Below are 22,218 nucleotides of genomic sequence, written 5' to 3'. Positions count from 1 at the left end.
GCGATCGACGCTCGAGTCGCCTCGAGTGACGCCGCCGACCTACCGCTGAACGTAGCTTTAATGTATATGATACCATACCCCAAACAGTGAGACTGCTCTCGAACCCGTATCGACGGCGCTGGATCGGCTGGGGACTGCTCGTCGCGGCCTTTTTCCTCGTCAGTCTCCACCGGTCGTCGACCGCGGTCCTCTCGGGGGAGCTGATGCGTGCGTTCGACACGACGGCGACGAGCCTCGGACTGCTGCATTCCTCGTTTTTCTACCTGTACGCAGCGTTTCAGGTGCCCGCGGGGCTGTTGACGGACCGATACGGTGCGCGGGCGACCGCCGCAACGGGGACCGCCGTGATGAGCGCCGGCGCGGTCGCATTCGGGCTGGCGTCGACCTATTCGGTCGCGTTCGGCGGCCGCGTGCTGGTCGGGCTGGGGGCCAGCGTCCTCTTCGTCGCGGCGCTGCGGTTCTGTGCGAACTGGTTCCGACCCGACGAGTTCGGGACGATGACCGGCGCGACGTTCAGCGTCGGCATTCTGGGCGGCCTCGCGGCGACGACGCCGCTCGCGGTCGCTATTTCGCGGCTCGGCTGGCGGGGGTCGATGGTCGGCCTCGGCGTGGCCGGCCTCGCGGCCGCGGTCGGCATCCTCCTCGTCTCCCACGACTCGCCGGCCGACGCCGGCCTCGAGCCGATCGACGACGTGCCGGACCGACCGGACGTGACCGACGCCGCGACGCTCAAGCGGTACGTCTCGGACGCGGTCCGCGAGCCCGAGACGTGGCTGTTGGGGATCATGCTCTTTTTCATGACCGGCATCGGGATCACGATCTTCGGTCTGTGGGGGATCCCCTATCTCGTCCAGACCCACGGGATCTCCGTGACGGAGGCGTCGGTCTACCTGCTGGTGGGCAACGTCGGCGGCATGATCGGGCCGACGGCCTTCGGCTGGCTCTCGGACCGGTGGGGGCAGCGAACCGGCCTCATCGTCTTCTCGACGGTCGTGTTCGGGCTGACCTGGGCGGTCTTCGCCGCCTTCGGGACCGTCCCCCTGTTTCTCGTCGGCGCGATCTTCCTCTTCTCTCGCGTCCTGCGCGGCGGCGTGCCGCTCGCCTTTACCGTCATCAAAGAGCGCCACCCGGAGGGAGCCAGCGGGACCGTGATCGGGATCGTCAACACGATGGGCTGGATCGGCGCGGCCGTCTTCCCGGTCGTTCTCGGTGCCGCACTGGATGCCTACTGGACCGGCGACACCGTCAACGGGACGCGGGTCTACACCGAGTTGGGCTACCGGGTCGCGTTCGCCATCGCGGCCGCTGCGGGATTGCTCGCCGCGGCCTGTGCGATCCTGCTTCACGTCCGGACGCGGGCGGAACGGCCCCTCGAGACCGGGACCGACCTCGAGCAGCCGACCGACTGACGTTCGAGTTCCGGACGACCACACACCGTCGCCTGCCTCAGCCCACAGCTACTTGCCGATACGTACCACACCACACGGTCATGCGCTACTACGAGGACATCGAGGTCGGGGAGACCCGGGAGTTCGGCGAGTACCACGTGACCAAAGCGGAGGTACTCGAGTTCGCCGAGCAGTACGACCCGCAGCCGTTCCACACGGACGAAGAGGCCGCCGAAGAGTCCGCGTTCGGCGAACTGGTCGCCTCGGGCTGGCATACCGCCGCGATGTGTATGCGGATGCTCGTCGACGGGCCGATCCAGGACCGCGCCAGCATGGGCGCTCGCGGCGTCGACGAACTCCGGTGGAAACAGCCGGTCAAACCCGGGGACACGCTCTCTGTCCGGACCGAAATCGTCGACAAGCGGGTCTCCGAGAGCGATCCGACCCGCGGCTACGTCGACAGTAAGCTCGAGGGGATCAACCAGGACGGCGACGTGGTCATCTCCTGGATCGGGCTGGGCATGATCGCCCGCCGGCCGGACGGCACGGAGGAGTGAGGATGGCACGGGTGCCGCTGCTTGAGGCCGACGACCTCCCCGAGGAGTACCGCTATCTGTTCACCGAGAACGACGTGGGCGACGCCCACATCTTTCAGGCGATGGCCAACGCCCCGGAGCTACTGCAGTGGTACATGCGCTACTCGACGCGGCTCTGGGACGTCCTGCCGGCCCGCGAGCGCGAGGTCGTCATCCTGGCGGCCGCCCGCGCCCTCGAACACGAGTACGAGTGGCACCAACACGTTCGGCTGGGCCGCGAGGCCGGCGTGACGGACGCCGAGATCACCGCCATCAGCGAGGGCGACCTCGCGGCGCTTTCGGACCGCGACGCGGCGCTGGTCACCTACGCCCGTAGCGTCGCCCTCGGCGATCCCCGCGACGGGGACCACGACCGACTCGGCGAGTACTACGGCGTCGAGACCGTCGTCGGCGTCGCCATGCTCGCGGCCCACTACGTGGCGACCGCACGCGTTCTGGACGCCTTCGACGTGGCGACCGAGGAGGCGTTCGTCGGCTGGCGGCCCTGATCCCCCGCGGCGACCGCGAGTCGATTTCGGTCCGAACCCGTTCGGATCGTCTCTTATCCGATTCGCCGCCGTTCCGTCGGTATGGCCGATCTCAGGCAGTTCGACGTGCCCGAGAGCGTCGACCCCGACGAGTGGCGACTGTCGGTGACCGGCGCGGTCCGGCACCCGACCGACTTCGCGCTCGAGGACCTCACCTCCCTCCCGCTCGAGACCGATACGGACGACTTCGCCTGCGCCGAGGGGTGGGTGGCCGAGGGGCTGTCCTGGCGCGGGGTTCGGGTCGCCCGACTGCTCGAGCGGGTCGAGCCGGCCGACGCGAGCGCGTACGCGCTCGTCGACGGGATGGACGAGGGCTACGCCTGCGCGTTCCCCCTCGAGCGGCTCTCCGAAGCGGTGCTGGCCGTGGCACTCGACGGCGACGCGCTCCCGGTCGAACACGGCGGCCCGGCACGGCTCGTCCCCACCGGCGAGGCGGCCGACTGCTGGGAGAGTATCAAGTGGGTGCGCGAAATCGAGGTCCGCGAGACGGAACCGACCGCGGACGACACTGCGAAGGACGTGGCGCTGTCGCGGCTCGAGTGAGCTGGCGGTGCGACGAGGCCGGGGTCAGGGCTCCGTGGCCCGGTTACCGAGGAAGGTCCCGGTCGGGGTCTCGAGCCCGTCGATTTCGGCGGTCAACGCTCCCGTCGAACTGTCGAAGACCAACAGTTTCCCCGCGTCCCAGCAGCTGACGTAGACCGCCTCGCCGTCGCGGGTGAACTCGGGATGGAGCGACCGGCCGGGGGCCCACTCGGTCGTGTCGATGACCGTCGAGACGCGCAGGTCGTCGGGATCGATCGCGTAGATGACGCCCTCGTTGTCCCGATCCGTGTCGTCGAAGATCACGTCGCCCCAGACGTAGTCGCTGTCGGGGTGGGAGTTGCAGAACATGCCGTGGCCCGGGACCTCGATGTCGGCGACCGGTTCGCGGCTCTCGAGGTCCCACGCCGTGATCGCGTCGCTCATCACGGTCCCCGTAAAGCCGAGCCCGCGGGACTCGTCGATCGCGCCGGGGGTCGGATGCGGCGGGCCGGCCGTCGGTACCCGGTCGACGACCGCCCGCTCCCGGACGTCGAGGACGTACAGACACTCGTCTCCCTGCGAGGCGAGGTAGCAGTACCGCTCGTCGGGGCCGTAGACGGCGTCGTGGAGGGTCCGGCCGACGGCGACCTCGTCGACGATCGGGAACGAGGGATCGTCGTAGTCGACGAACCAGGCCCTGCCGGCGTCTTTCAGGACGACCAGAAAGCAGCGCTCGCCCGGCACGTCCCGGACGGTACAGATCCGCGAGGCGATCGACTGACCGTCCGGATCGACCGCGTGGGCCGGGAGCCGATGCAGCGGCTCGAGCGTCTCGGCATCGAGGACGACCGCGTGGTTGGGGTTGTAGTACCCCGCGAGGAGGTAGTTCGAGTCCGCGGAGATCGCGATGGCCCGCCCGGAGGTGCCGGCCCGGACGCGGCGGACGAGGTCGCCGCTGGAGAGATCGAGCTTGCTCACCCACCCTTGCCGGGACTGGACGTACGCGGACGCTTTGGGGTCGTTCTCGGCGAGAAACCGGTGAAAGACGATCGAATGGGGCGCTCTCCCCACGTTCTCGATGCGACCGAGCCGCTCGTGACGCGTGGTATCGATCAGCGACACCGACCCCGGCTGGCGTTCCGCAACGAGCAGCAGGTCCCGCAGGTCCGGACAGTCGTATTGTGGCGTTGCCGGTGGATCAGTCTCCTCACGGTGAACCTCGAGAGAATCGGCGATCTCCTCGAGCCCCAATTCGCGAAACGACGGCGGTCTGACGGTGCTGGCGGCGAGTTGCTCGCTCATCGAGTCTCTCGGTCCCCCCTTTCGACCTGACCCGAAAATACACGTCCGCGAAGACGTTCGGGACGGACGACGGACAGTGAGCCGAGCCGGGCCGGGGTGGATCGTGATGTCCGCTCGAGGGGGCCACGGCCCAGCCGCGGACGGAAAAGCACGCGAAACACGAGCGCGCGGCGGGCGTCCGGACGGGCGGCGATTACCCTCGGAGTTATTGGCCGCGGCGTCGAGACGGACCGTATGACCTTTGTCGTCCCGTTTGACGGATCGGAACTCGCGGAAGCCGCGCTCGTCAGAGCCGTCGAGTACGACGCTGCCCTCGAGGAGGGGGTCGCGGCCGTCGCTGTCGTCCCGGAGCGAAAAGGATACGCACGGGAGAAAGGCTGGATCGACGAGGACGAACCGTACGACGTCGATGCGGTCGTCGACCGCCTTCGCGAACGAGTGCGGACGCTCGCACCGTCGGCGGCGTTCGAGTGCGAACGGATCCGCGAGTTTCCGCCCGAGGCCCAACTGGCCGGCCACATCGAGCGACTGATACGGAACCACGATCCGAGCGTCGTGTTCCTCGGCAGCGACAACGTCGGCCGCGTCGTCACGCCGTTGACGAGCGTCGGCGTTCACGTCGCCGCCGATGAAGCGTACGACGTCTTCATCGTTCGCCAGCCGACACCGCCAGCGCTCGAGGCCCTCGACCCCCATCCCGACTTCTACCGGGACACGGAGTCGACGTAGCGATCGCGATACCCGGTGTGAGAGTCCGATCGGCGGCCTTCGACGGATCGACTCGACGTGGTGGGTTTATGCTGCCGAGCGATGTGCGATCACCGAACCTATGAACTTCGACGAGTTCACCGGCGACGTCCAGCACCGACTCGAGCTACCCGGTACCGGCGAGACCGTCCGCGCGATCAGGGCCACGCTCGTGACGCTCGGCCAACGGCTTCCCGAGGGTGCGGCCGCGGACCTCGCGGCCTCGCTGCCGATGGAAATCGACTGGTACCTGACCGGGGCAGTCGACGAACACGGCCAGCGGTTCGACTGGCGGGAGTTCGTCTCGCGGGTAAGCGACATCGAGAGAACGGACGAGTCCGAGGCCGCCTACCACGCCCGCGTCATCGTCGATCTCGTCCGGACACAGGTGCCGGCGTCCGACTTCCGTGAACTTCGCGACCAACTTCCCGAGGACCAGTCGGACGAGAACTGGGCGGAACTGTTCGACGTCGTCGACGCTGGCGGCTGGGGCGACGCCGAAGAGGCCCAGACCGGCGGCGGGCCACAACCCGAACGCGAGTGATCGCCGGCCGACTCGAGGCGGGAGGCGAGCCCGTCGTCCGAACGTCGTCACCGAGCCCAGCGATTAATGATCACGTCGACCAAGGAGACGGTATGTACGACCGAATTCTCGTTCCGACCGACGGGCGCGAGGAGACCGAACGGGCGATCGACGAAGCGATCGCGCTCGCTGCCGAACACGACGCGACGCTGCACACGCTGTACGTGGTCAACTCCGCTGCGATCGCTCCCGGCATCGACTTTAGCGATCTCGAGGACGTCGGCAGACAGGCGGTCGAATACGTCCGTGATCGGGCGACGGCCGCCGGTGTCGATCGGGTCACGGGTGACGTGACACATGGCCTTCGCCATCGCGCGATCCTCGACTACGCCGCCGACCATGATATCGACCTGATCGTTATCGGTCGCCATCGGGAACTCGACCATCTCGTTCGCGGGAGCGTCTCGAAACGCGTCTCCGAGGCGGCGACGGTCCCGGTGTTACTCGTCGAGTGACCGTCAGCCGGGCCCCCGTACCCACACCATTAATCACCGAGGAACCGAAGTCTTTCGCCATGTCACCGACAACCGATGCGATCGATTCGGTCCTCCTGCCGACCGACGGCAGCGACGGTGCGCTCGCGGGGGCGAAACGGGGCGTCGATCTCGCCGCGATGGCCGACGCGACCGTCCACGTCCTCTCGGCCGTCGACACCTCCGCGATTGAGGGCGTCGCGTCCGTTCTCGAGTCGGATCTGGACGAACAACGGGCCGCGCTCGAGGCCGACGCCGAGTCGGCCGTCGAATCCGTCTCGTCGATGGTCCGCGACCGGCGGCCGGACCTCGAGGTCACGACGGCGACCGAGCAGGGGACGCCCTTTCGGGTCATCGATCGCTACGTCGACGAACACGATATCGACGCCGTCGCGATGGGAACGAAGGGACGAACGGGTGTCAGACGAGTCGTTCTCGGAAGCGTGACCGAAAACGTCCTCCGGACCGTCGGGGCCCCGATACTCGTCGTGCCGCCGGCGGCGAGTGACGAGCCGCTTACCGAGGACACCGTCCGGAACGTCCTCCTGCCGACGGACGGGAGCGACGGTGCGGCGGTCGCCGTCGACTGGGGACTGGCGCTCGCGGCGGCCTTCGACGCGATGACCCACGCGGTCTACTCGGTCGACACGAGACGGTTCTCGCCACGGCGAGCGCCCAGTGAGGTCCTGTCCGAACTCGAGCGCCCCGGGGAGGACGCCCTCGAGTCGGTCCGCGAACGAGCGCGCGAGCGCGGCTGCACCCTCACGGGAACCGTCGCGACGGGGCCGCCGGCGAGAGTCATCCTGGATTACGCCGACGGCAACGATATCGATCTCATCGCGATGGGGACACACGGCCGCTCGGGCCTCGAGCGCCACTTCCTCGGGAGCGTGACCGAAAACGTCGTCCGGAACGCCGAGTTGCCGGTGTTTTGTGTTCCGATGAACGCCACCTGAGAGCGATAACCGGGACGCCGGATGTCCCCCGCCGACCCCGTCAACCGGAGACAGTCGGCGAGTCCGGCCGACGGGTCGCTGTCGCCGGCCGATCGGCCGGCGGTTCGAACACGGTGCCGGTATTATACCGACGGTCGTCGTAGCGGCCGGTATGAGTGACCGACTCCTCGTTCCCTACGACGGGTCAGCGCCGGCGAAAGACGCACTCGAGTACGCGCTCGAGAAGTTCCCGGATGCGGACGTCACCGCCCTGTACGTCGTTCCGGTTCCGGACGGGTACTGGACGGCGTTTCAGGACCCCGAGGATCGGGTTCCGGCCGTCGAACGCGGCCGCGATGACGGGCACGATATCCTCGACGAAGCAGTCGATATCGCCGCAGACCACGGCCACGATATCGATACCGAAATCGCGACGGGGAAACCCGACCAGGAGATCGTCGAGCTGGCGACGGTGGACGACTACGAGACGGTCGTTATCGGAAGCCACGGCCGCGAGCGAATGTCGCGTATCATGCTCGGCAGCGTCGCGGAAAAGGTGGTCCGCCGATCACCGGTGCCAGTCATCGTCGTTCGCGACTGAATCGGTCGACAGCTCTCCTCGGGACCGACGCCCGTCGGTCGAACGAGGACGGCCGGCCACCGATCGAAGTGACAGTGTACTGGCAGTGCCGCCGGTAGATACCGACGTTCCAGCCTGCCGGAAAGTAGAAGTGTTTTTATATGAACTCTCGACGAATCGTCAGTTCATGGAGCCGATCGAAATCGGCGGACGGTTGATCGCTGGCATCGCCCTCATTCTGGCGAACGCCTTCTTCGTCGCGATCGAGTTCGCGCTCACTCGTGTCCGACAGTACCCCGAGTCGGAGTTCGACGAACCGGGGCTGCGGCGTGCGTGGGAAATGACCAACGAACTCGAGATCTACCTGACCAGCTGTCAGGTGGGCATCAGCGGGACGAGCATCGCCGTCGGTATCGTCGCCGAACCGGCCCTCGCGACGATCATCCGTCCCGTCTTCGAGAACACCGCACTCGCCTCCGCAGGCGCGGGTGCCGTCCTCGCGTTCGTCATCATCAATCTCCTTCATCTCACTCACGGCGAGCAGACGCCGACCTATCTCGGCGTCGAGCGAACGAAGTTCGTCGCGAGGTATGGGGCCACCCCGCTGTACTGGTTCGCAAAACTCCTCTCGCCCGTGATCTGGTTCGGAGACGCCGTCGCGAAGTGGACGCTACACCGGTTCGGGATCGAGATGACCGGTGCGTGGCTCGAGACCGAGACGGAGATCATCGAAACGCGTGCCGAACTCCGGAACCGACTCGCGTCGGTCCTCGAGCGGGGCGACGTCCCCGACGACCGACGCGAGGAGATCATCAACGCCCTGACGGTCGGCGATCGGCCGGTCGAGGACGAGATGACGTCCGTCGAGGACGTCACGTTCCTCTCGACGACGGCCTCCACTGCGGAGAACGTCGATCGGATCGGCTCGAGTCCCCACACCCGGTTTCCACTGATCGAGGAGAGTCCGGAGTCGTTCGTCGGGATCGTCTACGCCCCGACGGTCGTCGACCGAATCGACGACCTGCGAAACGGCGACGTGTCCTTTGCCGACATCGCGACGCCGCCGATGACACTGCCCGCCGATATGCACGTCAGCGACGCGATCGACGAACTACAGGCGGCACAGCAGGAACTCGCGCTCGTCGAGGCCGACGGGACCGTCGTCGGACTCCTGACGGCGACCGACGCCCTCGAGGCGCTGGTCGGTGACTTCGAGGACCCGCTCGTCGTGAACGACGGCTTGCTACAGGGACGATCGTAGTTCCGACAGCGTTCGCTTTGGCTGTCATCGACTCGTCTCCCGTCGCAGTCGCGTCGGTAACGGGATCAAAGCTGGAGTCCGCCTCCAAATATCACTGGTCGATTCGAAGTGAGAGAAATGCTCCGACAGGGATTCGAACCCTGGTCATTGCCGTGAGAGGGCAATATGATTGGCCGGACTACACCATCGGAGCGCGCTGCGTCGTGTCCCGACGCGTCGCGAGTGCATTCCATCGTAGCGCCGTCTGACGTTTAAGCATTCCGTTTCGTCCCGGGAGTGTTGAACGCTCTCACGCAGGTATTTGTCGATCGAGCTACTCTTCGAACGGCGACTTGGTCGCCTCGGGTTCGAACCCCTCGAGGCTGATGATGTTCTCGCGGCCGACGCGGAGTTTGCTGATCGTGCCTTCCTCTTCCATGTCGGAGAGCAGCATGCTCACTTTGGACTTCGACCAGCCGGTGTCCTCGACGATGTTGACCTGTTTCATCCGACCGCCGTTCTCGCGGATGAGTTTGACGACGCGGTCCTCGTCGGTCAGTAACTCCTCGTTGGGGATCGACTCGGAGTCGTCCGCGGCGTCGGTGGCCGGATCGACGGTCGAGCCGGCACCGGTGGCCGCCCCTCCGGCAGGAGGCGTCGGTTCGGCGTCGTCAGACGCCGATTCGCCGTCGCTGATCGGGCCGTATCGTCGGTACCAGACGGCGGCCACGACGCCGACGACGAGCAGCAGGACACCGACGAGGATCGGAACGAGGTTCCCGCCGAGCAGCCCCGCGTTGCCGTCGCCGATGGCGGCCGAATCGGGACGGTCGAACACGACCCGCGGCCGGCCGTCGATGAACTCCCGTTTGCCGCTCCAGCGAACCGACTCCGCGTCCGTGAGCGAGCCGCCGGCGTACTGGGCGTCATCGGGTTCGATCGACCGGAAGGTCAGATCGCCGGCGGCTTCGATGACGATCGCCTGATCCGCGGAGAGCGGAACCCCGTCGAAGACGTCCCCGACGACGATCCGGTCGTCCTGAACGTCGGCGAAGTTCGTCCACGTAAACGACATCTCGACGACCCCGGTCGGCGTGAACTGGTCTTCGACCCGTACCGATCGCCGGAAGTTCGTCGCTTCCATCTCCCGGCCGGATTCCTGCATGCCAGCCCGGGTCAGTTCGCGTGACTGGTTGGTAAACCGATCGTAGAGGCCCGTTTCGTTCGCCCGGAACTCCTCGGCGAAGGCCTCGAAGTTCTCCCGGGTTCTGGTCGCGTTCTCGTCGTCGGTAAACCGCTGTTCGTAACGGAACGTCCAGGTCGCGCTGCCGTTCTCGTGGACGCGGATCTCGAACGTCGTATTGTCGAACTCCCGCGTCTCCTGTCTGAGCAATCCCCGTGAGTCTTGAGGTGCGATCGCGGCCCCAGTCTGTGGCTCGACCGGCGTCGTCGAGACGGCGTCGCCCGGCCCGCCGGCCGCCAGCGATGCCGTTGTGCCGACGGCGAGGACGGACGAGAGAACGAGAAGGACGACGAGTCCGACGGATCCCGGCCGATTCATTCGTCTTCCACTACGTGCCGGAGCTAAAAATGCTTGTGAATATCGCTACCGAACCGATGGGGTCGACAGTTCGGTCGGTACGCTCGGCGTACCTGTCGTGGCGGACGCCACGGCTGCGTGTCGATACCCACAAACCGATCGGCCGCGTACCGCTGGCTATGATTGCCAATCTCGCGCAGGGCGTCCAGGTGTTTACCAGCAACGTCTTCCTCGTCGACGGCGACCGACCCGTCGTCATCGATACCGGTGCGAACTTCGACGTCGTCGCGGCCGCTCGTAACCACGTCGACGACCTCGAGGCGGTGATCCTCACTCACACTCACCGCGACCACGTCGGGAACCTCGCGGCGGTCAAAGACGCCTTCGGCGTCGACGCATGGGGTTTCGACCCGTCGATCGACGGCGTCGATCACGCCATCGCCGACGAGGAGACGGTCCGGTTGGGCGACCACGAGTACGTCGCACTGCATACGCCCGGCCACAAGAACGACCACCTCTGTTTCTACTCGGAATCGGCCGGCGTCCTCTTCGCCGGCGACCTGATCTTCCAGAACGGGAGCTTCGGCCGCACCGACCTCGAGGAGGGCGACCGTGGGACGCTGGTCGAGAGCATCGATCGGGTCCGCGAGCGGATCGATCCCGACCTTGCAGAGATGCATACCGGCCACGGCCCGAGCGTGACGACGGATCCGTACGATCACGTCGAACTCTCGGGGCGGATGGCCCGACAGTCCTGACCTGCGGGCGTTTTTTGCGAGCTACGCCCGCCCGGCGGCGTCCAGCAGTGCGTCGTACGCGTCCGCATACGCGCGAGCGATCCGTGCGGAATCGTCCCGTTCGTCGCCCCCGAGCGCCGGCAGTCGAACCCGCTCGAGGGGATCGAGATACTCGAGAACGTCGGGGACGCGCTTCTCGACGGCACCGTCTCTGGGACTGGAACTGGCGACCTCGCAGGCGCGACAGTAGCGATCGCCCGGATAGAGCCGGACCCGGCCGGGTTCGACGGCCGCGACGGCCGCGATCGACGCCGGCTCGAGGGAGTCGAGCGGGAGCGCGATGTCGCTGTAGGACTCGACGACGGCCACCTCCGTGGCCTCGATCTCGGCGGCCAGTCGCTCGAAGGCGGGGACGTACTCGCGCTCGGCGAGGGCGTTGAACTCGTCGACGGTCTCGACGGGGACGGCGTCGGAAAGCGGGAGCGCCTCGGCGACCCGGTCCGGAACGTCGGCGGTGGCGTTGCGAACGAACAGCGGGTCGTCGGGGTCCCGGCCGATTCGGTCGATCACGAACTCCCGGTCCGAGCGGCCGAGCAGTCCCGTCCCGCCGTCGGGAGCGGGCCGCCACAGCCGATGGACGGGGTTGAGCCGTTCGGGCGGCCGCTCGCGGCCGCCGGCCGCCGAGAGTCGCGCGGCGTCTTTGCCGTACAGTCGCCCGTCGGCGAGTGCCCGGCGACAGTCGTCGTGGTCGAACCAGAAGTCGTTGCCGGCGCGGGGCTTGTAGCCGACCGCGCCGGTCCGCTCGAGGAGGCCGGCCGAGAACGTGGTCTTGCCGGCGTCGACACGGTCGGCACCGACCACGAGCAGGATCATTCCCGCAGGCCGTAGTAGCCGGGTTCGTCCTCGTCGCGGGGTTCGGCGACCACGAGGTCGTCGGCGTTGGTCATCACCCACGGAATCGCCCAGTCGAGCAGGATGTCCTCCGTCTCGCGGTCGATGTCGGCGTCCGGTTCGATCCCCTGGAGCAGGCGGGCGATTTCGTAGACGGTGTACATCCGGTCCTCCTCGAGCAGTTCCGCGGGGGTATAGAAGTCACACGGCGGGAGACTCTCGAACTCCGATTTGGGTACGGGCATACACCCTCGTACCGCCGGCTGACGCCTAAATGATTCGTTCGGGAGCCGGGAACCGGGCCGACGTCGATCGCAAGACCGGCGGGCTGTCGGACCCGACGACGACCGATACGGCGCATCTATCGTCCGGTCACCGGCGAGACCGGTCCGGCCGGTACACTTTATTGACTTGTGACTCGAATAGGGACGATGGTACCGAGCGTCGACTCGATCTGGTTCGTTTACGTCGTCTCGACGCTTTTCGGCCTCCTGCTCGCGGCGTTGCTCTGGAAACACCGTCACCGGACCGGCGCGATCCCGCTGCTGGGGAACGTTCTGTCGGGGACGCTGTGGTCGGCGTCCCTCGCTGGGCTGGAACTCGTCGATCGACCGTCCCTCGTGTCCCTGCTGAACGGTGCGGTGTTCCTCGGCGTTGGCCTCGCAACGCTGACGCTGCTCGTCTTCACGCTGACCTACACCGGCAGAGAACGGTACGTCACGCGGCGGACGCTCGCTGCCCTCTCGATCCAGCCGGCACTGATCACCGTCCTCGCCGCCGTCAATCCGGCAGGCCTCTTCTTCGAAACGACCGAGGCGGGCGTCGAGACCGGCGTCCTCTTCTGGATTCACCTAGGCTACTCGTATCTCATGCTAGCGCTGGTGACGGCGATGATCGTCGGCTTCCTCTTTCGAACCCGGTCGCTGTACCGGGGACAGAGCGCGGCGTTGCTCGTCGGGACGCTCGTGGCGTGGGTCGCCAACGGCGTCTTCGTCGTGGGCTACGTCGACTTCGATACCTCGCCGATCGGGTTCGTCGTCACCAGCGTCCTCTACACGGTCGCGATCCTCCGCTACCGACTGACCGACATCGTCCCCGTCGCCCGCGACCGGGTCGTCGATACCGTCTCCGACGCGATCTTCGTCATCGACGAGCGAGACCGCGTGATCGACGCCAATCCCGTCGGCCGGTCGCTCCTCTCGGCGTACGACGCGTCGCCGATCGGAAAATCCATCGGCTCGCTGTTCGCCGACGCGCCGAAACTGCTCGAGAGCTACCGCGATCTGACTGCGACCGTGGAAAGCGACGGCCGGGAACTCGAGGTCGACGGCACCTACTACGACGTTTCGGTAACGCCGATCGACGACGACCGGGACCGCTACATCGGCTGGCTCGTCATCGTCCGTGACATCACCGAGCGCAAGCGAAACGAAGTACGACTCAGACGACAAAACGAACGCCTCGAGCGGTTCGCCGACGTGGTTTCCCACGACCTCCGGAATCCCCTGAACGTCGCCGACGGCTATCTCGATCTGGCCCGGGAGGGGGACGATCCGGAGCCGTATCTCGACGAGGTCGACGAGTCGCTCGACCGCATGGAAGCGATCATCGAGGACGTCCTCGCGCTCGCCCGCCACGGTGCCGACGTCACCGATCCCGAACCGGTCTCGATCGCCGACCTCGCGGAGACGGCCTGGGAGACCGTCGACACCGGTGGTGCCACCCTGCGGGTCGCCTCGGACGCGACCGTCCTCGCGGACGGCGATCGGGTGACGCGCCTGTTCGAGAACCTGTTCCGCAACGCAGTCGAACATGGCTCGACAACCCCTACTTCGAACGCTCAGCAGGACGCCGTCGAACACGGTTCGACGAGTCCCGACTCGCTCACGGTCGAAGTGGGTGCGATCGACGCGACCGAGGACGACGGTGAGACGGGGTTCTACGTCGCCGACGACGGGCGAGGACTGCCGGACGGAGCGGACGTCTTCGAGGACGGGTACACGACGAACGCGGACGGAACCGGGTTCGGTCTGAGCATCGTCCGCGGGATCGCGGCCGCTCACGGCTGGACCGCGACGGCCACCGAGAGCGAAGCCGGGGGCGCCCGCTTCGAGTTCACCGGCGTCGAGGCGACACCGGACGCCGACAACGAGGCCGCACCTTCGGCGTCCGACCGCCCCGAGTCAGCGACGGACGCCACCTCGTCCTGACTCGCGCCGTCACTCGTCTCGCGTCCCGCCGTCGAGATAGTGTCGGATCCGATCCCGGCTCGAGTCGGCTACCTTCCGGAACGCGACGACGCGGTCGCCATCCTCGCGGCGGTCGGCCTCGATTTCGATGGTCAGCGACTGCTCGCGGAGGTGATCGAACAGCGCCTCGAGCGCGTCGGGGTCGCCCCTGACGGTGTGGCGCTGGCCGATCGGTTTACCGACGGCCACCGAACGGATCGTCGCGACCATCGGTAGCAGGATCGCTTCGCCAAGGTCGTGGGCTCGCTCCCGGAGCCGGTCGTCGTTCTCGGCGAACTCGGCGGCCCGAAACGCCTCGCGGACGATCCGCGAGAAGACGAAATCGCGGCCACACTCGAACGGCAAGGAGAACGCGTAGGCCAGTTCCTCGCGATGCTGGGATGCCGTCGTGTACTTGACCATTGATTCCCCGTCGGCCGACTTCAACACGACGCCCTCCCGGCCGGCGGCGTCGAGGTCGGCGATGGCGGCCGCGGCTATCTCGACCGCGTCCGACGGGGCCGCCCGCCCGAAACACCGCGGCTGGCCGAAGTCGAACGCCCGACAGAGCGCGCGCCGGTCGGCGACCGACATCGGCTCGCCGGACTCTCCGTCCCGAACGTCGAACACGCGGATGTCGTGGGAGTCGATCCCCTCGTAGTCGGTGGTCGTATAGGGCGTCTCCGGACCGATCAGCTCCGCACAGAGAACCCTGTCCGGGTGTGCGTCGAAGAAGGACTCGAGGTCGAGCAGGGCCCGCGCCCGGGCGGTCGTGTACGGACAGACGTAGCCGCTTCTGGTAAACGCCAGCGGCTCGCCGCCGACGGCTGCGATCCGGACGTTGAACCCGTCGAGTTTCTCCTCGACGACGACCGTCTCGGTGCCCGCGAAGAACGACTCGATGCCGGGCTCGAGAACGAGGATCCGCGGGATGCTCGGGTAGCCGCGGACGACGACGTCGGCGTCCTCGACGACGACGGTCCCGCGTTCGACCCCGTGGCGCGCGGCCGTGAGGACGTGGTGGGTCCGGCCCGCCACCGACCGCTCCTCGAAGTGTTCGAAGAGGTCCGCGGGATCGTCGGTCGTGGCCGCGAGCCGCTCGCGATACGCGTCCCGGTCCATACGTCGTCCGACCACGCACCGGCCCAAAAACACCGGGCCGTCCTCGGACCGGTCGCGAGCAGCCGGGTCACGACCCGTTTTCGGGCCGACCTCTTTGTGTCGGACCGTCGAACCCCCGCGTATGTCCGGTGACCCCCCACGCCAGCGGTTCGTCCTCGACACGTCGCTGTTCATCACCGAGGAGATCCGACGGGACGACGAGGGAATAGAGACGGCCGTAATCCGCCTGCTCGACCTCGTTGCGACCGCACGCCTCGAACTCAACATCTCCTGTTATGTCCCCCCGTCGATCCACGACGAGCTCGCGACGATGCTGCGCGAGCGCGACGTCGACGACGAGGTCTTCTCGCGGCTCGACACGTGGGTCGTCCGCAAGAGCCCCGACCGGTACGGCGTTACCATTCCGGCGAACATCGTCTACGAGTTCATCGACGAGATGAGCGACCGGGTCGATCGGGGGCTTCGCGTCTCCGAACAGGCGATCCGCGAGGTCGAACAGCTCGATCCGGACGAACTCGCCCACGGCTCGGGCGACGGCGACCGCGAGGAGTACATGACCGACGCCGACCGCGTCGTCTCGGACCTGCGCGACAAATATCGGCGGGCGCTTCGCCAGGGCGTCCTCGACTCCCGCGAGGACTTCGATCTGCTGATCCTCGCGCGCGAACTCGACGCCGGCGTCGTCACCGAGGACCGCGGGATCATCTCCTGGGCCGACGAGTTCGGCCTGCGGTACGTCCGCGGCGGTCGGTTCCCCACGCTGCTCGAGGAGTACCTGCGGGCGGTCGGCGTCGACGACGAGGGTTGATCCCCCGCGATGCGGTGGCGCGCGCTGGGCCGCGGTTCGCCCCCGTGGCGAACCGCGGCGTAACGCTGCGCGAGGGATGAGCGAGGGAGCAACGTGACCGAGCGAATCGGTTGGGGAGGGTGTGGTTACTCCGTGTTGCCACGATAGCAGGACGGCTCGAGCCGCTGTCCACTCGACGAAACCGGTAATTCACCCACCAAACCGCTGTTCACTCACCAACTACGCCGATTCGACCCCTCGAGCGAGCAGTTCGACGGGATGGACCGGCCGGTCGTACCCCTCGAGATCGCCGACCTGCGTCCGACAGGAGGTGCCGGGCGCGGCGACGATCGTCTCGCCGCCGTCGCCCGCCCGCCCGGCCGCGCTCGCCTCGAGTTGCTCCCGAAGCAACGATCCCATCGCTTTCGAGAGAGCGTAGTGTTCGGCCTCGTAGCCGAAACTCCCGGCCATCCCACAGCACGTCGAATCGACCGGCTCGACGGCATAGCCCGCCCGCCGGAGGACGCCCACGGCGTGGTGGTCCGCGCCGCGCGCTTTCTGGTGGCAGTGGCCGTGGAACGTCACCGACGGCCCCGCCGTCGCCGACTCGTCGACCGACAGGTCCTCGTCCAGTCGGCGCTCGTCGACGTACTCACAGACGCCGTAGGCGTTCGCCGCGAGCGTCTCGACCCGGTCGTCCGCGAGCAGCGATCGGTACTCGTCGACCACCATCGCCGCGTCCGAGGGCTCGACGAACAGAACCGACCACCCGCGCTCGAGATAGGGCTCGAGGTCGTCGAGCAGCTCGCGGCCCTGCTCGGCCGCGGTCTCGAGCAGCCCCTCGGAGTAGGCGGCCCGCCCGGTCGGGCCGAGATCCGGGACCGCCACGCGAACGTCCGCGGCCTCCAGCACGTCGACGGCCGCCTTTCCGATCTCGGGATTCGAGTAGTTCGTATCCGTGTCGGGAAAGAGGACGATGCCGGCCGTTGCGTCCTCGGGGGCCACCTGGGGTCCGCCGCGCGCTCGCGGCGCTACCGCTCGCGTTTCCGAGATGTCGTCGACGTCTCGCTGCTCGAACCACTCGACCAACGACTCCCGCCGGAACGTCGGCAGCGTCCGTTCGGGTGCGATTCCGATCGTCTTCTCGAGGACCGTCCGCGCGCCTGGCAGGTCCGTCGCGTGGTTCGTCACCGGCGCGAACGTACTCCCCAGCGACGCCAGTCGGTCGACGTTCGCGAACAGTCGCTCGCGCAGGCTCACACCCTCTCGCTCGTGATACCCGTGTTTGACTTCGGCCTTGAGCTTCGCGAGGTCGACGCCGGTCGGGCAGTCGCTTTGACAGCCCTTGCAGCCGACACAAAGGTCGAGGACGTCGGACTGGAACCGCTCGCTGTACAGTTCCTCGGGATCGATCTCGCCGCTAATCGCTGCCCGGAGCAGGTTGGCCCGCCCGCGGGTCGTGGCGATCTCCTCCTCGGTCGCCCGATAGGTCGGACACATCACGTCGCCGTCGGTCTGGCGACAGGTCCCACAGCCGTTACAGAGTTCGACGAGTTCCGAGAAGCCGCCCTCGTCGTCGAAGTCGAGGGTGGTCCGGGGCTCGAGCGAGGCGTAGTCGGGGCCGTACCGCAGGTTCTCCCGGCTGTCGGTCGGATCGTCGTCCCGGTAGACGACCTTGCCGGGGTTCATGCGCCAGTCCGGATCGAACGCAGATTTGAGGTCCTGAAACGCCGCCCAGAGGTCCGGCCCGTACAGCTTGGGGTTGAACGCCGTCCGCGCGAGGCCGTCCCCGTGTTCGCCCGAAAACGAGCCGTTGTGTTCGCGGACGAGGTCCGTCACGTCGTCGGCGATGGCCCGCATTTTCTCGACGTCCTCGCCTTCTTTGAGGTTCAGGACCGGCCGGATGTGCAACGTTCCGACGCCCGCGTGGGCGAAATACGCGGCCTCGGTGTCGTGGTCCTCGAGGATCTCCTGAAACCCCGCGACGTACGCTGCCAGTTCCGCGGGGGGCACGGAAGCGTCCTCGACGAAGGGGTAGGGCTTCGGATCGCCGTCCATGCTCATCAACAGCGGGATGGCGGCCTTCCGGAGCTTCCAGAGCCGATCCTGTTTCGCGGCGTCGAACGCCTCGAGCGAGTCGAACGCCGCCCCGCCACCGACGAGATCGGCCGTCGCGGTTTCGACGGCCGCAGGCAGATCGTCGACGACCTCCGAGTCGAACTCGAGCAGCAGCGTGGCCGCGGTGCCCTCGGGAATCGGCTCCGCGTACTCGGCGTACTCCGCCGACTCGGCCGCCAGCCGGAACACCTCGTCGTCCATCAGTTCGACCGCGCTGGCCTCGAGTTCGAGCGCCTCGGGGACGGCGGCCAGCGCCTCGAGCAGGTCGTCGTAGCAGTAGACCGCGAGCGCGGTCTCGTCGGGCCGGGTCACGAGCGAGAGCGCGGCCTCGACGACGACGCCGAGGGTTCCTTCGGCCCCCACGAGCAGTTTGGAGAGGTTGATGATCCGGGCTCCGTCCGCACGCTCCCTGATAACCTTCTGCAGGTTGTAGCCGCTGACGCTGCGCTTGAGGTCGGGGTAGCGCGCCTCGATTTCGTCGGCGTTGTCCTCGACGAGCGCCCGCACGGTGCGGTAGATCTCCGCCTCGCGGTCGTCTTTCGAGACGATCTCGTCCCACACCGGTCCGTCGAGGACGACGTCCCGGGTACGGATCAACGAGCCGTCGGCCAGCACCACCTCGCACTCCTCGACGTAGGCGTCGGTGATTCCGTACCGGACCGAGTGGGCACCCGTCGAGTTGTTCCCGATCCCGCCGCCGATCGTCGCCCGGTTCGAGGAGGCCGGATCGGGCGCGAAACGCAGTCCGTGGGGCTCGAGGGCGGCGTCGAGGTCGTCCTGGACGACCCCCGGCTGGACGACGGCGGTCCGGTCGTCGGGCTCGATCTCGCGGATCTCGTCCATATGCCGCGATAGGTCGAGGACGACACAGCCCGGTCCCACGGTCTGCCCGGCGAGCGACGACCCCGCACCGCGTGGCAGGACAGCCACGTCGTGGTCGGCCGCGACGGTCATCGCCGCGCGGACGTCGGCGGTGTCCCGCGGGAAGACGACGCCGGCCGGCTGTGCGCCGTAGATGCTCCCGTCCGTCGCGTAGAGGACCCGCGTGTACTCGTCGAACCGAACGTCGCCGTCGACGGCCGCCCGCAGGTCGGCCGCGAGTTCCCCGCCGGCATCGTCGCCGCCCGCTCCCGTCTCGAGCGACGGCCGGTGTCGCGTCTCGTCTCGATTCTCGACCCTCGCGTCGACGCCGCTGTCCTCGGCAGCCATAGAATGGGGGATCGTCCCACGAACAGTTAAACCATGGCAGTCATTCACAGCCACTGTCTGCGAGCGAGCGCCGGGCGATCGACTCGAGCGGGTTCGGCAATGGCGTCGGGTCGGAGCCGTCAGCGGCGGCTACCGGGACTGGCACAAGAAAAATTCGGGATCGACTGGCTCGTCGCTTACTCGAAGTGGTCGAGGCAGGTCTGGTACTCTTCTTCGGCCTTCTCCCAGTTGACGACATCGAAGAAGCCGTCGATGAACTCGCCACGGTCCGGTCCGTAGTCGTAGTAGTAGGAGTGTTCCCAGACGTCCAGCGCGAGGATGGGGTGAGAGCCCCAGAGTGCGCCCTGGTCGTGCTTGTCGACCGCGACGTTGCGAAGCTGTTTCGCAACCGGGTCGTAGACCAGCAGTGCCCAGCCACCGGCGGCACCGGCAGCGGCCTCGAACTCGCCCTTCCAGCCCTCGTAGGAGCCGAAGTCCTCCTCGATGCGGTCGGCGAGGTCGCCCTCGGGTTCGCCGCCGCCGTTGGGGGACATGTTCTCCCAGAACAGCGTGTGGAGATAGTGGCCACAGCCGTTGTGGGTGACGTCGCTGAGCGCGCCCGGCGTCGAGCCGAAGTCGCCCTCCTCGCGGTTCTGGGCGAGGGTTTCCTCGGCTGCATTGAGGCCGTTGACGTAGCCCTGATGGTGCGTGTCGTGATGCCAGGTCAGTACCTGTTCGGACAGTGCCGGTTCGAGCGCGTCGTAATCGTACGGCAGTGGTGGAAGTTCGTGGTCAGCCATAGTATACACCTCATGAATCGTATCGGTTTCTCGCCTGTTAAGTTTTGAGGAGAGAGACGATATCACACTCCATAAAGTATCGCCGCTCCCGCTGGCGATTTCCCGATACGTCACCGGAACCACTACGGACTCGGACTTAAACCTTTCAGACCGTCTCCGGTCCGTCATTGCCGGTGGGACCGCGACTGGCCTGTGGTCCCAACGGGCTCGCGACAGCAAACCGCATCAGCGACCCCAACCCGACCGCTTACCGTCGTCTCCGCGTTCGCGGTCCGTGACAGGCGGTCTACGACATCTCCTTGTGATGTGCATGCTCGAGCCACTCCTCGAGCGACGGCTGTCCCCAGTACCGCACCGTCTCGCTTCGCCGGTCGTGTTCGAGGACACCGGCATCCTCGAGTTTCGGGAGGTGGACGTGTCGGAGTTCCACCCGAACGGTTTCCCGTTCGTCGGCGGGGTCCGCGTCCCGGTCGGGCGGCGACCGTGCCGAGTCGCGGTCGGCGTCCTCGGCGGCGATCCGCTCGAACGCGACGACGTTCTGTGCTAGGGCTGCGACCGTCGCGACGCCATCGGACTGCTGATTGAGGTAGTACAGCGCGTAGCGCCGTCGTCTGTTCGAGAGGAGATCGAAAACGAGGTCCAGCGACGGCATCGCGTCGGCCTGCAAGGTCGATACACCCTCCCGTTCACGCATCCACGAACCACCTACCGTCTGTTCCCATTCGAAACCACCACGGGCGTCTACTTCGGCCGCCACATTAGACTTTACGTCTGTCTGAAAATATATGTGTGACAACGTCTCAGCTCGCCGTAACTGATACTAGCGACAGCCAAAACCGGCGGTGAAGCCGCCGTTCGGTCCGGAATGCGTTACTCGTAGAGCCACTCGGCGTCGTGCTGATCGTAGTCGATCAGCTCGTCCTCGTCGAAGTGGATCGCGATCTCGCGTTCGTTTGCGCCCTCGTCCCCGTGGTCGGCGGCGTGAACGACGTTCCGACCGAGGTCGAGCGCGTAGTCTCCCCGGATCGTTCCGGGTTCGGCCTCGAGCGGGTCGGTCTCGCCGATCATCTGGCGGACCTGCCGGGTCGCGTCCTGGCCCTCCCAGACCATCGGGACGACCGGTCCCGAGGTGATGAAGTCCACGAGGTCGTCGTAGAACGGCTTGTCCTCGTGTTCACCGTAGTGTTCTTCAGCCCGGTCGCGGGGCATGTTCTCGACTTTGATGCCGACGAGCTTGAGCCCGCGGTCCTCGAGTCGGGAGACGACCTCGCCCACGAGGCCGCGCGCGAAGGCGTCGGGCTTGACCATCACGAAGGTTCGCTCGTGATCGCTCATGCTTCCTCGGCCTCGGTTTCGGCGTCTTCGGACTCGTCGGCCGCCGCTTCCTCGGTCTCGTCGACCGCGTCGTCACCGGCGGGCGCGTCTTCCTCGTCGTCGGCGTCCGTCTCGAGGTCCTCGTCCTCGTCGGTCTCGTCGGCAGGCGTCTCGTCCTGCGTGGGACCCTTGCCGCGACGACCCTCTTCGGTCCACTCCAGGTCTCGGGGTTCGCGCCCGAGCTTGTAGTTTTTCTCCGCCTTGGAGTCGACGAAGTGGAGTACGGAGCCGTCGTTTTTGACGTACATGATGCCCGTACCGGGTTCGATCTCTTCGCCCGTGTAGTCGCAGGTTCGTTTCTCGACCATTATTGTCCTCCGATGGAGTCGGCCTCGCGGGCGGTCTCGCGAAGCTGGAGTACGTCCCCTTCGCGGACCGGCCCGAGGCAGTTACGGGTGATGATGCGTCCCTGATTCTCGCCCTCCTTGATTCGGCATTTGACCTGCATGGCTTCGCCGTGCATGCCGGTCTTGCCGACGATCTCGATGACCTCGGCGGGCGTGGAGCCGCTTTCTTCCTCTTCAGCACTCATCTTTGGTC

At 66.9% G+C, this 22,218-nt stretch carries 24 protein-coding genes and 1 tRNA gene; 13 read left to right on the top strand and 12 right to left on the bottom strand.

The window, feature by feature from the left end; genetic code table 11:
* Nucleotides 1-86 precede the first annotated feature (86 nt).
* The 4 genes from NP511_RS00390 (at nucleotide 87) to NP511_RS00375 (ending at nucleotide 3,054) form a co-directional block, all read left to right on the top strand.
* Nucleotides 87-1,409, top strand: coding sequence for an MFS transporter (locus NP511_RS00390; protein WP_049966700.1), 1,323 nt, complete (start codon nucleotides 87-89; stop codon nucleotides 1,407-1,409).
* Between the two features lie 80 nt (nucleotides 1,410-1,489).
* The gene (locus NP511_RS00385) at nucleotides 1,490-1,945 is read left to right on the top strand and encodes a MaoC family dehydratase (RefSeq protein WP_049966699.1); all 456 of its coding nucleotides are present in this window, start codon (nucleotides 1,490-1,492) and stop codon (nucleotides 1,943-1,945) included.
* A gap of 2 nt (nucleotides 1,946-1,947) precedes the next feature.
* Nucleotides 1,948-2,472 (top strand): carboxymuconolactone decarboxylase family protein, encoded by a 525-nt coding sequence (locus NP511_RS00380; RefSeq protein ID WP_049966698.1) that lies wholly within the window; start codon nucleotides 1,948-1,950, stop codon nucleotides 2,470-2,472.
* Nucleotides 2,473-2,553: 81 nt separating this feature from the next.
* Nucleotides 2,554-3,054: a molybdopterin-dependent oxidoreductase gene (locus tag NP511_RS00375; protein WP_049966697.1), complete on the top strand. Its 501-nt coding sequence runs from the start codon at nucleotides 2,554-2,556 to the stop codon at nucleotides 3,052-3,054.
* Between the two features lie 24 nt (nucleotides 3,055-3,078).
* Here the strand turns inward: NP511_RS00375 and NP511_RS00370 are convergent, their stop codons facing one another.
* The gene (locus NP511_RS00370) at nucleotides 3,079-4,335 is read right to left on the bottom strand and encodes a cytochrome D1 domain-containing protein (protein ID WP_049966696.1); all 1,257 of its coding nucleotides are present in this window, start codon (nucleotides 4,333-4,335) and stop codon (nucleotides 3,079-3,081) included.
* Nucleotides 4,336-4,569: 234 nt separating this feature from the next.
* Here NP511_RS00370 and NP511_RS00365 point away from each other — a divergent pair, with 234 nt between their 5' ends.
* The 6 genes from NP511_RS00365 to NP511_RS00340 all read left to right on the top strand — a co-directional run bounded on the left by NP511_RS00365 (nucleotide 4,570) and on the right by NP511_RS00340 (nucleotide 8,914).
* Nucleotides 4,570-5,064: an adenine nucleotide alpha hydrolase family protein gene (locus tag NP511_RS00365; protein ID WP_049966695.1), complete on the top strand. Its 495-nt coding sequence runs from the start codon at nucleotides 4,570-4,572 to the stop codon at nucleotides 5,062-5,064.
* A 100-nt stretch (nucleotides 5,065-5,164) separates the two neighbouring features.
* Complete coding sequence (locus tag NP511_RS00360) at nucleotides 5,165-5,626, top strand: DUF2267 domain-containing protein (RefSeq protein WP_049966694.1); 462 nt, start codon at nucleotides 5,165-5,167, stop codon at nucleotides 5,624-5,626.
* Nucleotides 5,627-5,718: 92 nt separating this feature from the next.
* Nucleotides 5,719-6,120 carry a universal stress protein gene (locus NP511_RS00355; RefSeq protein ID WP_049966925.1) on the top strand — a complete coding sequence of 134 codons (402 nt, stop codon included), beginning with the start codon at nucleotides 5,719-5,721 and terminating at the stop codon, nucleotides 6,118-6,120.
* A 59-nt stretch (nucleotides 6,121-6,179) separates the two neighbouring features.
* Nucleotides 6,180-7,094 (top strand): universal stress protein, encoded by a 915-nt coding sequence (locus tag NP511_RS00350; protein ID WP_049966693.1) that lies wholly within the window; start codon nucleotides 6,180-6,182, stop codon nucleotides 7,092-7,094.
* A 151-nt stretch (nucleotides 7,095-7,245) separates the two neighbouring features.
* On the top strand, nucleotides 7,246-7,674 hold the full coding sequence (locus NP511_RS00345) for a universal stress protein (protein WP_049966692.1): 429 nt from the start codon (nucleotides 7,246-7,248) through the stop codon (nucleotides 7,672-7,674).
* Between the two features lie 166 nt (nucleotides 7,675-7,840).
* Entirely contained in the window at nucleotides 7,841-8,914 is a 1,074-nt protein-coding gene (locus NP511_RS00340; protein ID WP_006650736.1) for a CNNM domain-containing protein, read from the top strand.
* 118 nt (nucleotides 8,915-9,032) lie between these two features.
* On the opposite strand, the gene NP511_RS00335 is transcribed toward NP511_RS00340, so the two are convergent.
* Both NP511_RS00335 and NP511_RS00330 read right to left on the bottom strand, forming a co-directional pair.
* A tRNA-Glu gene (locus NP511_RS00335) sits at nucleotides 9,033-9,107 on the bottom strand.
* 120 nt (nucleotides 9,108-9,227) lie between these two features.
* Complete coding sequence (locus tag NP511_RS00330; protein ID WP_049966691.1) at nucleotides 9,228-10,454, bottom strand: helix-turn-helix transcriptional regulator; 1,227 nt, start codon at nucleotides 10,452-10,454, stop codon at nucleotides 9,228-9,230.
* Nucleotides 10,455-10,612: 158 nt separating this feature from the next.
* Here NP511_RS00330 and NP511_RS00325 point away from each other — a divergent pair, with 158 nt between their 5' ends.
* Entirely contained in the window at nucleotides 10,613-11,191 is a 579-nt protein-coding gene (locus NP511_RS00325) for an MBL fold metallo-hydrolase (protein ID WP_049966690.1), read from the top strand.
* A gap of 21 nt (nucleotides 11,192-11,212) precedes the next feature.
* On the opposite strand, the gene NP511_RS00320 is transcribed toward NP511_RS00325, so the two are convergent.
* Nucleotides 11,213-12,043 (bottom strand): ATPase, encoded by an 831-nt coding sequence (locus NP511_RS00320; RefSeq protein ID WP_049966689.1) that lies wholly within the window; start codon nucleotides 12,041-12,043, stop codon nucleotides 11,213-11,215.
* Nucleotides 12,040-12,306: a DUF5827 family protein gene (locus NP511_RS00315; protein ID WP_006650732.1), complete on the bottom strand. Its 267-nt coding sequence runs from the start codon at nucleotides 12,304-12,306 to the stop codon at nucleotides 12,040-12,042. Before NP511_RS00315 ends, NP511_RS00320 begins: the two co-directional genes overlap by 4 nt.
* Before the next feature lie 186 nt (nucleotides 12,307-12,492).
* Between NP511_RS00315 and NP511_RS00310 the strand changes: the two genes are divergently transcribed.
* Nucleotides 12,493-14,271 carry a sensor histidine kinase gene (locus tag NP511_RS00310; protein WP_049966688.1) on the top strand — a complete coding sequence of 593 codons (1,779 nt, stop codon included), beginning with the start codon at nucleotides 12,493-12,495 and terminating at the stop codon, nucleotides 14,269-14,271.
* A gap of 9 nt (nucleotides 14,272-14,280) precedes the next feature.
* Here NP511_RS00310 and NP511_RS00305 read toward each other — a convergent pair whose 3' ends face one another.
* Nucleotides 14,281-15,411, bottom strand: a complete 1,131-nt coding sequence (locus NP511_RS00305; protein ID WP_049966687.1) for an RNA ligase — start codon at nucleotides 15,409-15,411, stop codon at nucleotides 14,281-14,283.
* A 121-nt stretch (nucleotides 15,412-15,532) separates the two neighbouring features.
* On the opposite strand from NP511_RS00305, the gene NP511_RS00300 reads away from it, so the two are divergent.
* Nucleotides 15,533-16,219 carry an RNA ligase partner protein gene (locus NP511_RS00300; RefSeq protein ID WP_006650729.1) on the top strand — a complete coding sequence of 229 codons (687 nt, stop codon included), beginning with the start codon at nucleotides 15,533-15,535 and terminating at the stop codon, nucleotides 16,217-16,219.
* Between the two features lie 219 nt (nucleotides 16,220-16,438).
* On the opposite strand, the gene NP511_RS00295 is transcribed toward NP511_RS00300, so the two are convergent.
* From NP511_RS00295 to NP511_RS00270, 6 genes are all read right to left on the bottom strand, one after another.
* Complete coding sequence (locus tag NP511_RS00295; protein ID WP_049966686.1) at nucleotides 16,439-19,525, bottom strand: FAD-binding and (Fe-S)-binding domain-containing protein; 3,087 nt, start codon at nucleotides 19,523-19,525, stop codon at nucleotides 16,439-16,441.
* Nucleotides 19,526-19,701: 176 nt separating this feature from the next.
* Nucleotides 19,702-20,304, bottom strand: coding sequence for a superoxide dismutase (sod, locus tag NP511_RS00290; RefSeq protein ID WP_006650727.1), 603 nt, complete (start codon nucleotides 20,302-20,304; stop codon nucleotides 19,702-19,704).
* 286 nt (nucleotides 20,305-20,590) lie between these two features.
* Nucleotides 20,591-20,998 (bottom strand): DUF7344 domain-containing protein, encoded by a 408-nt coding sequence (locus tag NP511_RS00285; RefSeq protein ID WP_049966685.1) that lies wholly within the window; start codon nucleotides 20,996-20,998, stop codon nucleotides 20,591-20,593.
* Nucleotides 20,999-21,174: 176 nt separating this feature from the next.
* Complete coding sequence (gene ndk, locus NP511_RS00280) at nucleotides 21,175-21,639, bottom strand: nucleoside-diphosphate kinase (RefSeq protein WP_049966684.1); 465 nt, start codon at nucleotides 21,637-21,639, stop codon at nucleotides 21,175-21,177.
* Nucleotides 21,636-21,986, bottom strand: coding sequence for a 50S ribosomal protein L24e (locus NP511_RS00275; RefSeq protein WP_049966683.1), 351 nt, complete (start codon nucleotides 21,984-21,986; stop codon nucleotides 21,636-21,638). Before NP511_RS00275 ends, ndk begins: the two co-directional genes overlap by 4 nt.
* Nucleotides 21,986-22,210, bottom strand: coding sequence for a 30S ribosomal protein S28e (locus NP511_RS00270; RefSeq protein ID WP_006064297.1), 225 nt, complete (start codon nucleotides 22,208-22,210; stop codon nucleotides 21,986-21,988). Before NP511_RS00270 ends, NP511_RS00275 begins: the two co-directional genes overlap by 1 nt.
* Between the last annotated feature and the right edge of the window lie 8 nt (nucleotides 22,211-22,218).

This window comes from Natrinema thermotolerans (assembly GCF_031165565.1).
Taxonomy (GTDB): domain Archaea; phylum Halobacteriota; class Halobacteria; order Halobacteriales; family Natrialbaceae; genus Natrinema; species Natrinema thermotolerans.
Note: the sequence above shows the minus strand (reverse complement) of the source record. Positions and strands in the feature narration are given on the sequence as shown.

Bases quoted from the DNA above. Each gene is read 5' to 3' on its own strand.
- ndk (WP_049966684.1), bottom strand. From the start codon at position 21,639: ATGAGCGATCACGAGCGAACCTTCGTGATGGTCAAGCCCGACGCCTTC.
- NP511_RS00325 (WP_049966690.1), top strand. From the start codon at position 10,613: ATGATTGCCAATCTCGCGCAGGGCGTCCAGGTGTTTACCAGCAACGTC.
- NP511_RS00300 (WP_006650729.1), top strand. From the start codon at position 15,533: ATGTCCGGTGACCCCCCACGCCAGCGGTTCGTCCTCGACACGTCGCTG.
- sod (WP_006650727.1), bottom strand. From the start codon at position 20,304: ATGGCTGACCACGAACTTCCACCACTGCCGTACGATTACGACGCGCTC.
- NP511_RS00340 (WP_006650736.1), top strand. From the start codon at position 7,841: ATGGAGCCGATCGAAATCGGCGGACGGTTGATCGCTGGCATCGCCCTC.
- NP511_RS00270 (WP_006064297.1), bottom strand. From the start codon at position 22,210: ATGAGTGCTGAAGAGGAAGAAAGCGGCTCCACGCCCGCCGAGGTCATC.
- NP511_RS00380 (WP_049966698.1), top strand. From the start codon at position 1,948: ATGGCACGGGTGCCGCTGCTTGAGGCCGACGACCTCCCCGAGGAGTAC.
- NP511_RS00275 (WP_049966683.1), bottom strand. From the start codon at position 21,986: ATGGTCGAGAAACGAACCTGCGACTACACGGGCGAAGAGATCGAACCC.
- NP511_RS00320 (WP_049966689.1), bottom strand. From the start codon at position 12,043: ATGATCCTGCTCGTGGTCGGTGCCGACCGTGTCGACGCCGGCAAGACC.
- NP511_RS00385 (WP_049966699.1), top strand. From the start codon at position 1,490: ATGCGCTACTACGAGGACATCGAGGTCGGGGAGACCCGGGAGTTCGGC.
- NP511_RS00345 (WP_049966692.1), top strand. From the start codon at position 7,246: ATGAGTGACCGACTCCTCGTTCCCTACGACGGGTCAGCGCCGGCGAAA.
- NP511_RS00330 (WP_049966691.1), bottom strand. From the start codon at position 10,454: ATGAATCGGCCGGGATCCGTCGGACTCGTCGTCCTTCTCGTTCTCTCG.
- NP511_RS00305 (WP_049966687.1), bottom strand. From the start codon at position 15,411: ATGGACCGGGACGCGTATCGCGAGCGGCTCGCGGCCACGACCGACGAT.
- NP511_RS00285 (WP_049966685.1), bottom strand. From the start codon at position 20,998: ATGCGTGAACGGGAGGGTGTATCGACCTTGCAGGCCGACGCGATGCCG.
- NP511_RS00310 (WP_049966688.1), top strand. From the start codon at position 12,493: ATGGTACCGAGCGTCGACTCGATCTGGTTCGTTTACGTCGTCTCGACG.
- NP511_RS00350 (WP_049966693.1), top strand. From the start codon at position 6,180: ATGTCACCGACAACCGATGCGATCGATTCGGTCCTCCTGCCGACCGAC.
- NP511_RS00370 (WP_049966696.1), bottom strand. From the start codon at position 4,335: ATGAGCGAGCAACTCGCCGCCAGCACCGTCAGACCGCCGTCGTTTCGC.
- NP511_RS00365 (WP_049966695.1), top strand. From the start codon at position 4,570: ATGACCTTTGTCGTCCCGTTTGACGGATCGGAACTCGCGGAAGCCGCG.
- NP511_RS00295 (WP_049966686.1), bottom strand. From the start codon at position 19,525: ATGGCTGCCGAGGACAGCGGCGTCGACGCGAGGGTCGAGAATCGAGAC.
- NP511_RS00355 (WP_049966925.1), top strand. From the start codon at position 5,719: ATGTACGACCGAATTCTCGTTCCGACCGACGGGCGCGAGGAGACCGAA.
- NP511_RS00315 (WP_006650732.1), bottom strand. From the start codon at position 12,306: ATGCCCGTACCCAAATCGGAGTTCGAGAGTCTCCCGCCGTGTGACTTC.
- NP511_RS00360 (WP_049966694.1), top strand. From the start codon at position 5,165: ATGAACTTCGACGAGTTCACCGGCGACGTCCAGCACCGACTCGAGCTA.
- NP511_RS00375 (WP_049966697.1), top strand. From the start codon at position 2,554: ATGGCCGATCTCAGGCAGTTCGACGTGCCCGAGAGCGTCGACCCCGAC.